The 12890-nt window shown below is 71.2% G+C and carries 12 protein-coding genes; 6 read left to right on the forward strand and 6 right to left on the reverse strand.

What is annotated here, in order from left to right; translation table 11 throughout:
- Positions 1–14: 14 nt before the first annotated feature.
- A complete protein-coding gene (locus GA0070621_RS02540; RefSeq protein ID WP_091191268.1) occupies positions 15–1343 on the reverse strand; it encodes an ABC transporter substrate-binding protein in 1329 nt (442 codons plus the stop codon).
- A gap of 184 nt (positions 1344–1527) precedes the next feature.
- Here GA0070621_RS02540 and GA0070621_RS02545 point away from each other — a divergent pair, with 184 nt between their 5' ends.
- Both GA0070621_RS02545 and GA0070621_RS02550 read left to right on the forward strand, forming a co-directional pair.
- Positions 1528–3528, forward strand: a complete 2001-nt coding sequence (locus tag GA0070621_RS02545; RefSeq protein ID WP_091191269.1) for a beta-galactosidase — start codon at positions 1528–1530, stop codon at positions 3526–3528.
- A complete protein-coding gene (locus GA0070621_RS02550; protein WP_091191271.1) occupies positions 3528–4304 on the forward strand; it encodes a DeoR/GlpR family DNA-binding transcription regulator in 777 nt (258 codons plus the stop codon). The genes GA0070621_RS02545 and GA0070621_RS02550 overlap by 1 nt, the downstream gene beginning before the upstream one ends.
- A 32-nt stretch (positions 4305–4336) precedes the next feature.
- Here the strand turns inward: GA0070621_RS02550 and GA0070621_RS02555 are convergent, their stop codons facing one another.
- Complete coding sequence (locus GA0070621_RS02555) at positions 4337–4684, reverse strand: hypothetical protein (protein WP_167666519.1); 348 nt, start codon at positions 4682–4684, stop codon at positions 4337–4339.
- Positions 4681–4935, reverse strand: coding sequence for a DivIVA domain-containing protein (locus GA0070621_RS02560; RefSeq protein WP_091191274.1), 255 nt, complete (start codon positions 4933–4935; stop codon positions 4681–4683). The genes GA0070621_RS02555 and GA0070621_RS02560 overlap by 4 nt, the downstream gene beginning before the upstream one ends.
- A 439-nt stretch (positions 4936–5374) precedes the next feature.
- On the opposite strand from GA0070621_RS02560, the gene GA0070621_RS02565 reads away from it, so the two are divergent.
- The 3 genes from GA0070621_RS02565 to GA0070621_RS02575 all read left to right on the forward strand — a co-directional run bounded on the left by GA0070621_RS02565 (position 5375) and on the right by GA0070621_RS02575 (position 7766).
- Positions 5375–6232 carry a helix-turn-helix domain-containing protein gene (locus GA0070621_RS02565; protein ID WP_091201899.1) on the forward strand — a complete coding sequence of 286 codons (858 nt, stop codon included), beginning with the start codon at positions 5375–5377 and terminating at the stop codon, positions 6230–6232.
- Entirely contained in the window at positions 6229–6456 is a 228-nt protein-coding gene (locus GA0070621_RS02570; RefSeq protein WP_091191276.1) for a DUF397 domain-containing protein, read from the forward strand. Before GA0070621_RS02565 ends, GA0070621_RS02570 begins: the two co-directional genes overlap by 4 nt.
- Before the next feature lie 293 nt (positions 6457–6749).
- Positions 6750–7766, forward strand: a complete 1017-nt coding sequence (locus GA0070621_RS02575; protein ID WP_091201901.1) for a sporulation protein — start codon at positions 6750–6752, stop codon at positions 7764–7766.
- A gap of 82 nt (positions 7767–7848) precedes the next feature.
- Here GA0070621_RS02575 and GA0070621_RS02580 read toward each other — a convergent pair whose 3' ends face one another.
- Positions 7849–8175 carry a hypothetical protein gene (locus GA0070621_RS02580; RefSeq protein ID WP_197673975.1) on the reverse strand — a complete coding sequence of 109 codons (327 nt, stop codon included), beginning with the start codon at positions 8173–8175 and terminating at the stop codon, positions 7849–7851.
- 470 nt (positions 8176–8645) lie between these two features.
- Here GA0070621_RS02580 and GA0070621_RS02585 point away from each other — a divergent pair, with 470 nt between their 5' ends.
- The gene (locus GA0070621_RS02585; protein ID WP_091191280.1) at positions 8646–9053 is read left to right on the forward strand and encodes a hypothetical protein; all 408 of its coding nucleotides are present in this window, start codon (positions 8646–8648) and stop codon (positions 9051–9053) included.
- Between the two features lie 59 nt (positions 9054–9112).
- Here the strand turns inward: GA0070621_RS02585 and GA0070621_RS02590 are convergent, their stop codons facing one another.
- Together GA0070621_RS02590 and GA0070621_RS02595 are read right to left on the reverse strand one after the other, a co-directional pair.
- Positions 9113–11332: a HelD family protein gene (locus GA0070621_RS02590; RefSeq protein ID WP_197673976.1), complete on the reverse strand. Its 2220-nt coding sequence runs from the start codon at positions 11330–11332 to the stop codon at positions 9113–9115.
- A gap of 317 nt (positions 11333–11649) precedes the next feature.
- Entirely contained in the window at positions 11650–12801 is a 1152-nt protein-coding gene (locus tag GA0070621_RS02595; protein ID WP_091201903.1) for a LolA family protein, read from the reverse strand.
- Between the last annotated feature and the right edge of the window lie 89 nt (positions 12802–12890).

A 12890-nucleotide genomic window follows, 5' to 3' on the forward strand; every position in this document is an offset into this window, starting at 1 on the left:
TCCCCTTTCCGCCGTCAGCTGGTGAAGATCGACTTTTTCTGGTTCTCGATGCTGGTCAGCAGCCCGCCGATGTTCTTCGGGTCCTTGATGAACTGCTGGAACGCCGGGATGATCACGGTGGAGGCGAAGTCCGGCCGGGTGTCCCGGTCGAGGAACTGGGCGATCTCGGTGGCCGAGCCGACCAGTTCGGCGGCCTTCTTCTGCAAGGCGGTGTAGCCGCTGGTGTCCGCGCCGGTGTTGGCGACCAGGGTGCCCGGGTCGCCCTTCACCATGATGTTCGCGGCGTCGACGCTGCCGATGTACTCCAGCAGCTTCTTGGCGTTCGCCGTGGACTTCGGCTTGCGGGCCATCATGTAGCCGTCGATCGGCGCGTCCAGGGCCTTGGCCCCGATCGTCGAGTCGATCTCGGGGAAGGTGAAGAAGTCGATGTCGTCCTGCTCGTTGTCGTTGAACTGCTGGGCGACGAAGAGGCCGAGCAGGTACATGCCGCTCTTCTTCTGCTGCAACGACTGGGCGGCCTCCTGCCAGGTCCGGCCCAGCGCGTCCGGCTGGTGCAGCGGCAGCAGCCCGGCCCAGGTGTCGAAGACCTTCTTCACCTTGTCGGAGGTCCACGCCTCCTTGCCGGCCATCAGGTCGATGTGGAACTGGTAGCCGTTGATCCGCAGGTTGAGGATGTCGAAGGTGCCCATGGCCGGCCAGCCGTCCTTGTCGGCGAAGGCGATCGGGTTCAGGCCGTCCTTCTTCATCTGCGCGCCGAGGGCGTTCAGCGCGTCGAGGGTCTGCGGCACCTGGTAGCCGTGCTGCTGCCAGACCGACTTGCGGTAGAAGACCGCCCACGGGTAATACGACGCCGGCACGAAGTACTGCTTCCCGTCGTCCCCGGTGGACGCCTTCTTGAACGCGTCCGAGAACCCGGAGAGCTTGCCCCAGACGTCGCTGACGTCGCCGGCCAGGCCCTTGGCCGCGAAGAACCGCATCCGGTAGCCGGCGAACCAGGTGAACACGTCGTCCGGCTTGCCCTGCAGGTAGTTGTTGATGTTCTCCTGGAAAGTGTTGTGGTCGACCGTGTTGATGTTGGCCTGGATCCCGGACGAACCCTGGAAGGCCGCCGTCAGCTTGGCGAGGACGTCCTTCGGCGTCGGGTCCGAGGCGTTCGAGCCGACCGACACGGTCTTGGAGTCCGTGCCGGAGCCGGAGTCGGAGCCGCAACCAGCGAGCACTCCCGTGCCGAGCAGCGCGCCCGCGCCGGCCGCCCCGGCCAGCAGCGAGCGGCGGTTGAGGCCGGCGACGGACGGGGGTACGAGTCGGGCGAGGTACTCGGCTTGCGATCGAGGACGGGACATTGTGCGCTCCTGCGTGATCGGCGGGCAGGGGACAGTTCCACCGTGAATCCACATGTCCGAACACAAACAGCCGGTGGCGGTTGAAGCTACCCCCTGGTTTTGCGCTGTCAAGAGGTTGAGCTGAATCTCTGTCGATGTTGGAACGTGTTGACTTGGGTGCGCTTCGGGGGCACCCTCTGCTGTCATGCGGAACTGGCACGGTGCGGGCATCTGGTACGGCGCCGACTACAACCCGGAACAGTGGCCCGAGGAGACCTGGGCCGAGGACGTGGCGCTGATGCGCCGGGCCGGGGTCAACCTGGTCTCGGTCGGGATCTTCTCCTGGGCCCTGCTGGAGCCCGCCCCCGACCGATACGAGTTCGGCTGGCTGGACCGCGTGCTGGACCTGCTGCACGGTGGCGGGATCAATGTGGACCTCGCCACCGCCACCGCCAGCCCGCCGCCCTGGCTGGCCCACCGGCACCCGGAGACGCTGCCCCGCCGGGCCGACGGCACGCTGCTGTGGCCGGGCGGGCGGCAGGCGTACTGCCCCAGCTCGCCGATCTTCCGGGCGCGCTCGCTCGCCCTGGTCGAGGCCGTCGCCGGCCGGTACGCCGACCACCCGGCCGTGGTCATGTGGCACGTCTCCAACGAGCTGGGCTGCCACAACGTGCACTGCTACTGCGATGTCAGCGCCGAGGCGTTCCGCCGCTGGCTGCGGGTGCGTTACGGCGACCTGGACGCGCTGAACGCCGCCTGGGGCACCGCGTTCTGGAGCCAGCGCTACCACGACTGGGCGGAGGTCAACCCGCCGCGTACCGCCCCGACCTTCGCCAACCCGACCCAGCAGCTGGACTTCCTGCGCTTCTCCTCGGACGAGCAGCGGGCCCAACTGCGCGCCGAGCGGGAGCTGCTGACCCGGCTCGCCCCGCAGCCGGTAACCACGAACTTCATGATCGGCACCGGCGTGAAGCACCTGGACTACCACTCCTGGGCGCCCGACGTGGACCTGGTCGCCAACGACCACTACCTGATCGCCGCCGACCCGCGGCCCCACGTCGACCTGGCGCTCGCCGCCGACCACACCCGGGGCGTCGCCGGTGGCGGGCCGTGGCTGCTGATGGAGCACTCCACCAGCGCGGTCAACTGGCAGCCGCGCAACGTCGCCAAGACCCCCGGCCAGCTCCGGCGCAACAGCCTCGCGCACGTGGCGCGCGGCGCCGACGGGGTGCTGTTCTTCCAGTGGCGGGCCTCCCGGGCGGGCGCGGAGAAGTTCCACTCCGCGCTGGTCCCGCACGCCGGCCCGGAGACCAAGGTGTTCCGCGAGGTGTGCCGGCTCGGCGCCGACCTGGCGGCCCTCGCCGAGGTACGCGGCAGCCGGGTCGAGGCCGACGTGGCGATCCTGTTCGACTACGAGGCGTGGTGGGGCGTCGAACTCGACTCCCACCCGAGCGTCGACGTCACCTACGTCGACCGGCTCGCCGACCTGCACGGGGCGCTCTGGCGGGCCGGGGTCACCGCCGACGTGGTGCACCCGTCGGCCGACCTGTCCCGCTACCGGCTGGTCCTGGTGCCCACCCTCTACCTGGTCCGCGACGCCGACGCCGCGGCCATGCGGCGGTACGTCGAGGCGGGCGGGACCGCGCTGGTCACGTACTTCAGCGGCATCGTCGACGAGCACGACCACATCCGGCTCGGCGGCTACCCGGGCGCGTACCGTGACCTGCTCGGGGTGTGGACCGAGGAGTTCTTCCCGCTCCGCGCCGGCGAGCGGGTACGCCTGGACGACGGCTCGGGCGCCGACGTGTGGACCGAGTGGCTGCACGCCGAGGGGGCGGAGGTGCTCACCACGTACGCCGACGGGCCGCTGCCCGGTGTGCCGGCGCTGACCCGGCACGCCGTCGGCGCCGGAGCCGCCTGGTACGTCGGCACCCGGCTCGACGAGACAGGCACCGACCGCCTGGTGGCCCGGCTGCTGGCCGAGTCCGGGGCCCGCCCGCCGGTGCCCGCGCCCGAGGGGGTGGAGGTGGTCCGGCGGCGCGCCGCCGACCGGAGCTGGCTGTTCGTCATCAACCACGGCGACGCCGAGGCCCGGCTGGCCGTCACCGGCACCGAGCTGCTGGGCGGCGGCCGGTGTGCGGGCGAGTTGGTCGTGCCGGCCGGCGAGGTGGCGGTGGTCCGCGAGGAGCCCGCGAAGGAGGTCTGATGCTCGCCCAGCAACGGCAGAGCGCCATCCTGGAGCTGATCCGCCAGCGCGGTGGCGTCCGGGTCAGCCACCTGGTCAGCCGGTTCGGGGTGTCGGACATGACCATCCGGCGGGACCTGGAGGTGCTCGCCGAACGAGGGCTGGTCGACAAGGTCCACGGTGGGGCGACCCTCGCCGGCCCCGGGTCGGCCGAGGAACCCGGCTTCGCCGCGAAGTCGATCCGGCAGCAGGCCGAGAAGCGGGCCATCGCAGAGCGGGCCGCCCGCCTGGTCGAGCCCGGGATGGCGATCGCGCTCTCCGCCGGCACCACCACCGCCGCCCTCGCCGCCCGGCTGGCCGAGGTACGCGGCCTCACCGTGGTCACCAACTCGATACCGGTCGCCGACGCCCTCCACCAGAATCCCCGCGCCGACCAGACGGTGGTGCTCACCGGCGGCCTCCGTACGCCGTCGGACGCGCTGACCGGGCCGGTGGCCGAGGAGGCCATCGCCGCGCTCAACGTCGACCTGCTCTTCCTCGGGGTGCACGGGATGACTCCACGGACCGGGTTCACCACCCCGAACCTGCTGGAGGCGGCGGTCAACCGGCGGTTGATCGACGCGGCCCGGCGGCTCGTGGTGCTCGCCGACCACACCAAGTGGGAGACCATCGGCATCGCGACGATCGCCCCGCTCGCGGAGGCCGACGTGCTCATCACCGACGCCGGCCTGCCGCACGAGGCACGCGAGCAGGTCGGTGAGCAGGTCGGCGAGCTGGTCGTGGTGGACGCCGACTGAGCTGCCGGGGCCTTTCGTGGACCGATCCGGACCTACGGCGGTTCCTCGGGCCCGCACGGACCGCTGTGACCGGCCGGCAGGTAGCACCGACGGCGGTCCGGCATGATCCAGTCGCAGAACACCCAGTGCCGTACGTGTTGGGTGTCCTCCTCGGAGACGGTGGCGCCGGCGACGTCGACCTCCGGCCGGGTGGCCAGCGACCGGGCCAGCGTGCGGGCCAGGCCGAGCGCCGCGTCGAGGCCGCCGACCAGCACCGGCAGATGGATCACGTAGCGGGGCGGGCTCGCGTCCGTCCTGGTGAATGCCGCGACGGCGGCCCGGGGCAGAGGCGCGAAGACCGGCCCGACAGGCAGCGGCGGCGGCCCAGCGGGGTCGCTCACGATTGGCGCCGCTGGGCCTGAGCGCTCTGCCAGTCGCGCAACGCCCGCTTGATCCGGATGTTCTCCTCGTTCAGCCGGGCGACGTCCTGATGCAGGCTGGCCAGTTCCAGCGCGACCCGGTGCAGGAAGTGCCGTACCTCCTGCGGGTCAAGGCCGCGCCGGCCGAACCCCACGGTGGAGAAATGCCGGTCGCGGACGTTTCGTGGATGCAGCCGGGGCGGCGCGCTGCCGTAGACGGTGCCTCGGTTCATCGGTCGGCTCCCTTCCTCGGGTTGGAGGGGCGGTCCTGCCCGGAGGGGGAATTCCGGGCAGGACCGCCCGCCCGGCGACCGCAGCCTCAATCGGCGGGTACGGCCACCGGGCTGCCGGTGGATGGTCCTGATGTCGGACAGGACGGGGTCGCAACGACCCGCCTGTCCGTGATAGGTATTCGTCAAGTCGGATCGGGGCCGGGCCGCTTATGTCCCGACGCCCCATGTTGAGACCCGACGAGAGCCGGTATGCGTCTGCCACACGCGAGGCCGTCTCTCGTCACCTTCTCGGCTGTTGGCACAGCCGCGGTTGCCGCGCTTGCACCGGGCGTCCCCGGGGGCCGGTGATCACCCTCACCCGAAGGCCACATTTCCAGTGGGCTTGAACTGGAGCAATGGTTCCTTCGCGGGCTTCGCCAACTTTTTCGAGAGGTGGATCATGCCGCACAAGCCGTTCATTCGGACGCTGCGGGCACAGTGGCTCGGGCAGCAGCTACGGGCGTTGCGAGAGGAGCGGGGGATGACCTTGAAGCTCGTCTCGGAGCACCTGCAACGCGACATGTCGGCGCTGGGCCGCTACGAGCGTGCCGACTGGCCCATTCGAAAGGGCGATGTCACCGCGCTGCTGGACCTGTACGGCTTTCACAATGCGGCCGAGCGGGCTCGCCTGCTGGCGCTGGCCGAGGAGGTCTGGCGCACCGACCGCTGGGACGACGACTACGGCGACGTCGTCGACTCCTCATTCATCGAATACCCCTGGCTGGAGGGCCGAGCCGAGAAGATCACCTCGTACAACACCATCTTGCTGCCAGGCCTCATGCAGACCCGCGACTATGCCGAGGCGGTCATTCGCAACGCGGAGAAGCCTGACGTGCCAGCGGCGAAGATTGCTCGTTGGGTGCAGTTGAGACTTGAGCGCCAAAAGGTCCTGGACCGATCCACAAGGGTGGCGGCCGTCCTCGACGAGTCCGTTCTGCGCCGACTTGTCGGTGGCCGGCGAACGATGTCTGCGCAGCTTCAACACCTTCACGAGCTGGCATTACGGCGGAACGTGGAGGTCAGGGTGCTGCCTTCTTCGACCGCGTTGCACGCCGGCCTGGACGGTTCTTTCACCCTGTTCACCCTGCCGAGGCCCTATCCGGCGGTCGCCTACCTGGAGAACCTGGCTGGCCGGCTTTATGTGGAGGCACCCAAATCAATGAGGTTTGTCCATGCGTACGATCGGCTCAGGGAAGCTGCGCTGGGTACGAGTGAGTCGGCACAGCTGATCGCCAGCATCGTGGAGGAGTTGTCATGAGCGAGGGTCTGCCGGCGGTGGCCTGGCACATCAGCACCAAGAGCAACGACAATGGTGGGAGTTGCGTCGAGGCGGGGCCGCTGCTGGACGGCTCCGGGCGGGTGGCGGTCCGGCACAGCAAGGCGCGGGACGCTGCGACGATCATCTACACGGCCGACGAGTGGGCGGCCTTCGTCGGCGGGGTAAAGGACGGCGAGTTCGACTTCGGCGACACTCCCGACTGAACGGCGCGCTCGGCGGCCCGCGTGTCGCGGCCACCCGGCCAACCAGTTCTCAGTGATGACTCTGAGGCATCAATATGCCTCAGAGTCATATCCAAACAGAGGGCATTGTCTTCCCGGTGGCGTGACCGAGCGTCACGGGCTGGGTCGATGTCCTACCGCCGGCGGCGCGGCGGCCGGACGACTGTCGTACGTGGAAAGGTGCCTCTCAGACATTTCACAGCGGCGGCGGTTAGGGTCCCCTTCGTGGCCCGCGTTCCAGGGTGGAGCGTGCCAAAGGTGGAAGCGGAGTGGCGATGGTCTTCAAGAAGATGCTGAGCGCGTTCGGGGTGGGTGGCCCGAGCGTCGACACGGTGCTGACCAACCCGAACACCCGGCCCGGCCTTACCCTCGACGGGCAGGTCAACCTGGTCGGCGGCGACGCGCCGGCCAGCATCGAGCAGATCAGCATCGGCCTGGTCACCCGGGTGGAGATCGAGAGCGGCGGTGGCGATCACGCCGGCATGATGGAGTTCCATCGGATGCCGGTCAGCGGCCGGCTGGAGTTGGCCCCCAAGCAGCAGCTCTCCATCCCGTTCCAGTTCCCGGTTCCGTGGGAGACCCCGGTGACCGACGTCTACGGGCACCGGCTGCACGGCATGACCATGGGGCTGCGTACCGAGGTGGCGGTCGCTCGGGCGGTCGACAAGAGCGACCTGGATCAGGTGGCCGTGCACCCGCTGCCGATCCACGAGCGCATCCTCGAGTCGTTCCAGGCGCTCGGGTTCCGCTTCAAGCACGCCGACCTGGAGCGCGGCCACATCTACGGCGTGCAGCAGACGCTCCCGTTCTACCAGGAGATCGAGTTTTTCGCCGCGCCGCAGTACGCGCAGGCGGTCAACGAGGTCGAGTTGACCTTCGTGACCAGCCCGCAGGGCGTCGAGGTGATCCTGGAGTGCGACAAGCGCGGCGGCTTCTTCACCGGAGGTCAGGACGTCATCGGCCGGTACGCCGTCCCGCACAGCGACACCGGCCGGACCGACTGGGTCCAGGTGGTGGACGGCTGGCTGCGCGAGACCACCTCGCGCTACGGCAGCCTGCGCGCCCAGGGCTACGGGATGCAGCCCGGCTCCTACGGCCCCCAGGGCCAGTACGGCCCGCCGGGGCACTACGGCCCGCAGGGTCACTACGGCCACCAGGGCCAGCGCGGCTCGGGGATGGGCGGCATGCTCGCCGCCGGTGCCCTCGGCGTGGTCGGCGGCATGGTCGCCGGTGAGCTGATCGAGGACGCCTTCGAAGGCTTCGGCGGCGACGACGAGGGCGGGGACGAGTAGCCCGACGCGCCTCGGCGGACGTACGACGACGGTGGCCCCGGGACGAATCCCGGGGCCACCGCCGCTCTCAGGTGTTGCTCACTCAACGCCGGGCCGCTCGGCGTTCCGCGAAGGACCGCCGCGTGGTACCAGCCTTGGACAGACCACGGCTCAGCAGGTAGGCACCCGTCAGGACGGTCAGGTACCACCACGCGAGGTTCGGGTTGGTGATCTTCAGCCCGTTGGTGATGGAACCGTGCCAGTACGAGGTGATCACGACAACCGCGACAGCGGCGGCGTAGACCCAGAACTCTGTGGTCAGGAACGCCTGCTTCGTCTCGGTGCCAGGTGCCCGCTCCCGGAAGCCGTCGTGCATCGTCGGCATCGGACGGGTCTCCTGCATTGCCGCCCGGTCGGGCGTCTCCTGCATAGCCCGGTTGGGGGCCTCCTGCATCGGCCGGTTCATGGGCCTGGTGGATGCAGCCTGCGTGCTCATCTGGTCCTCCTCAGGATGCGATGAGTCGTTCCCTGCATACCCTCGCCCCGCTACCGCGTGTCGGCCACGGCGCGGCTCGACGTTCCTGGCGGGGGCAACCACCGTCTACCCGAGGCCCCGGAGAGGTAACACCGACCCGTCGATCGGATCGTGGCTTCCCGGGGTCGCGCCCGTTCGGCTCCGCGCGGGGTCGCGGGGTGCCGACCGTGGCCACCTATTCCGGCTGGTCGGCGAGGAGGCCCGTCCGCGCCGAGGCGATCTGAGCCGGACGTCCCGTCCGTGGAGGTATGCCGGGTTCTCGGCGCCGTCCCGGTGTATCCCGGGCGGCCGACCCGGGGCGGGGTTTGGACCGCCGGCCGTCGGGCACGCAACAAGGATCCCGAGAACGCTGCGAGGTGGTTGACGTGCGTGAGGACGACATGCGGCAGGACGCCGCCCGACGGGCCGAGGAACGGATCGCCGGCGGCGTGTACGGCGAGGGCGCGCTCGACGAGGTCACCGTTCCGCAGACCGACGTGCTGCGGGTGATCCAGGACGAGGATCCGGACGACCCGGCGCACGTTTCGGTCGATCCGACCGTGCTGCGCGACGGCGGGCCGACCCGGGGTCAGGGCGCGGTGACCACGACCGGGGGCACCGCCGGACCGGCCAGCGCCCGCCGGGTGGCCCGGCAGCCGGAGCGGCACCGGGGCAAGGTGGCGCCGACCACCACCGGCGACGCCACCACCGGCGGCCTGAGCACCCCGGCCGGCGGCTCGACCAGCGACGCCTCGTCGAGCGGTAGCCAGGTCGGCAACTTCACCAACGAATGACCCACCGACGTCGAGGGCGGGCACCCATCCGGGCGCCCGCCCTCGGCGTGTGCTCCGGGTCAGGGGGTGCGGAGGACGCCCAGGCGTTGGGTGGCGCGGGTGAGGGCGACGTAGAGGTCGCTGTGCCCGCGCGGGGACTCGGCGACGATCCGCTCCGGCTCGACCACCAGCACCGAGTCGAACTCCAGTCCCTTGGCCTGTTCGGTGGTGAGCACCACCACCCGGTTCGCCAGCTCCGGCTGCTCGCCCACCGCGGCCTCCGGCAACGCGGTGGTGACCGCCGCGCCCAACTCGACCACCCGGCCGGCCGGCACGATCACCCCGAGCCGCCCGTCGGCCAGCCCGGCCGCCTCCCGCGCCGTCGCCTCCACCAGCTCCGCGACCAGCCGGCCCGCGTCGACGGTACGGTCCCACGGCGGTACGCCGCTGGCGCGTACCGAGCGGGGCGGACGCAGTGCCGGGTCGATCTCGGCGAGCACGTCGGCGGCGACCGCCATGATCTCGGCGGGGGTGCGGTAGCTGACGGTCAGCTCCTCCAGCCGCCACCGGTCCGCCACGTACGGGGTCAGCGCCTCCGACCAGGACGGCGTGCCGGCGAGGGCGCCGGTCTGCGCCACGTCCCCGACGATCGTCATCGACCGGCTCGGGCAGCGGCGCATCAGCAGCCGCCACGCCATCGGTGACAGCTCCTGCGCCTCGTCGACGATGACGTGCCCGAACGCCCAGCTCCGGTCGGCGGCGGCACGCTGCGCGGTGGTCAGCCGCTCGGACTCCTCCTGCCGTTCGAGCAGCCGGTCGGCGTCGATGAGGTCGGTGACGCCGAGGATCTCGCCGCCGTCCGCCTCGTCCTCGACGTCGATCGACCGGGAACCCCGGGCGATCTCCAGCACGCCCTCGGCGTACTCGCGTTGCAGGGACCGGATCCGCTCCCGGCGGGCCGCGGCGGCGCGCTCGTCCTCGCCGAGCAGCTCGGCCGCCTCGTCCAGCAGCGGCACGTCGGCCGGCGTCCAGCCGCCCGGCTCGCGGTGCAGCAGCGCCCGCTCGGCGTCGGTGAGCATGGGCGCGGCGGTGGCGATCCGCTGCGGGTCGGCGTACAGGTCGGCGAGCAGGCGCTGCGGGGTGAGCACCGGCCACAGCTCGTCCAGCGTGGCGCGGACCTCGGGCTCCTCGTGCAGCTCCCGGCGGATCTCGGCGACGTCGGCCTCGGAGAGCAGGTTCTCCCCGCCGAGCGGGTCGGCGCCGAGCCGCTCGGCCACCTGGTCGGCGAGCGCGTGCACGATCTCGATGTCGAACAGCGCCCGGGCCAGGTTGTGCGGGCGGTTCGACCGGCGGACCCGCTCGCGGGCCTCCCGCACCACGGCCGGGTCGAGGGTGAGGATCTCCCGCTGCGGCAGCTCGATCTCCAGCGGCTCGTCGGGCACCCACTGCCGGTCCCGTACGGCGTTCGCCAGCACCTCGACCAGCACGGCGCGCCCCTTCAGCGCGGCGGTCCGAGCCGGCTCGCTCCGCCGGGCCTGTACCCCGGGGAAGAGGTCGGCCTGGGTACGCAGCAGCACACCCGTCTCGGCCAGCGCCGGCAGCACCTGGGAGATGTAGCGCAGGAAGGTGACGTTCGGGCCGACCAGCAGCACGCCCCGGGTGGAGAGCTGCTGCCGGTGGGTGTAGAGCAGGTACGCGGCGCGGTGCAGCGCCACCGCGGTCTTGCCGGTGCCCGGGCCGCCCTGCACCACCAGCACGCCCGGCAGGTCGGCGCGGATGATCCGGTCCTGCTCGGCCTGGATGGTCTCGACGATGTCGCGCATCCGGCCGGTGCGGCCGGCGTTGAGCGCGGCGAGCAGGGACGCCTCGCCGGTCAGCTCCTCGTGGGCGGTGGGGGAGGCGGCGGCGATGTCCAGCACCTCGTCGTTGAGCCCGGTGACCTTCCGCTCCCGGGTACGCAGGTGCCGCCGCCGGCGTACGCCCTGCGGGTTGGCGGCGGTGGCGAGGTAGAACGCCCGGGCGGCTGGGGCCCGCCAGTCCATCAGCAGCGGGTCGTAGTCACCGCTGGTGTCGAAGATGCCGATCCGGCCGATGTAGCGGCGCGAGTCGTCGTCGCCGTCGAGGCGGCCGAAACACAGGCCGTTCTCCACCGCGGAGAACTGCTCGACCTGGTCGGCGTACATCTGGACGACGGAGTCGCGCTGTGAGCGGGCCTGCAACGTGCCGCCGGTGGTGCGCAGCTCCTCGGTGAGCCGCCGGGCGGCCTGCTCGCGCAGGTCGTCCAGCCGGTCGTAGAGCATCGAGACGTACTCCTGCTCGCGGCCGATCTCGTCGTCCTGGTGCAGCTCATCGGATGCGTCGGAGTACGTTGACAAGCCGGCTCCTTGTTGGCTAAAATCTGCGTCAGGAATGGCATTTTGCGCCATTCCTTTTTGTGTTTGAACTGAGAAAGATACCGCGTCGCGTCGCCGTGGACCAAGCCTGCCAGTCGGCCCGCCGCCACATCATCCCGCCGCGCCGCACCTCTCCCCGTCCGACCGGGCCTCCTCTCCCAGACGAAAGCGGGGGCCCGGCCGGCTCGCGCCGACCGGACCCCCGCCGGGTCCCTGGCCTCGGGTCAGCCCTTGGCCGCCTGGTAGAGCCGCTCCGGCGTGACCAGGCCGGCCAGCACCCGGCCGTCGTCGGTGATCAGCACGCTGAACAGCTTTCCGCTGAGCAGCCGCCCGCTGCCCCAGTCACCGCTCACCTTCGGCAACCCGCCGAGCGCCTGGGCCACCACGTCGGCGCCGCCCTGCGCGCCCGGCTTCGCGTCGGTCTTCGGGCCGGTCTTCGGGCCGTCGGTCAGTCCGGCCGCGTCGAGCCGGGCCACCAGCACCGTGGTCCAGCCGGTGCCGACCGTACGCACGTTCTGGCCGTCCGGCCGCACGGTCTGGCCGTCCGGCCGCCGGTCGGTGTCCGGGAACTGCTTCCCGGCCGGCCCGCGCTCGTCGGTCGCCTCGCTGACGGAGACGCCCGGCGGCGGGTTGAACCGGAACTGGTCCGCGTCCGGGGTACGGAAGTCGACCTGGGTGAAGGCCACCTCGAACGCCGGCCGGCCGCCGCCGTCGGCCAGCACCTCGAACCGCAGCGGCACGTGCTGCTTCGCGTCCAACGCGATCCGTACCTGGTGCACCAGGGAGTCGGGGTCGCGCGGGGTGAGCACCAGCTCGTACGCGTCCCGCCCGGCCACCCTGGCGGAGCGGCCGACGGTGACCGCGGTGGTCGGGTCGATCGCCTCGAGCGCCCGGTCGGCAGCGTCGGCCGGGGTGGCCGGCGCGGACGGCGCGGTCGCCTCGCCCGCCGCCAGCTTCCGGTGCGACGCGGTGTTGGTCCGGCTGTTCCACGTCCAGACGTCCTGGCCGTTGCGCACCATGTCCTGCTCGCCGAGCGTGTCGACCAGGGCGAGGCGCTGCCGGTCCGGGCCCCCGTACCAGACGCGTAGGGTGTGCGTGCCGGTGAGCAGGCTGGCCAGCTCGTTCCCGCTGGCCGCGCCGGCCAGGCCGGCGATCGGCGGCAGCCCGAGGTCGGCGCGCTGCACCACCGTGCCGGAGAGCCCGTCGAGGCGGGACGTGCGCAGGTCGTTCAACAGTTGTGCCGCGGTACGCGGCGGCAGGGCCGGTTCGGCACCGGCGGCGAACGTGCCGACCGCGGCCCCACCGCCGATCACGGCGACCCCCGCGGCCACCGGGACCAGCCAGCGCAGTACGGCGCGGTTCTTCAGTACGGACATCATGGACACCTCCTGACCGTAATGCTGCCTGAAGGTCGCTGTGAGGCCGCTGAGGAGATTCCCTAGGGGTGTCACCCGGGTGGCACCCT

The organism is Micromonospora narathiwatensis, assembly GCF_900089605.1.
Lineage (GTDB): Bacteria > Actinomycetota > Actinomycetes > Mycobacteriales > Micromonosporaceae > Micromonospora > Micromonospora narathiwatensis.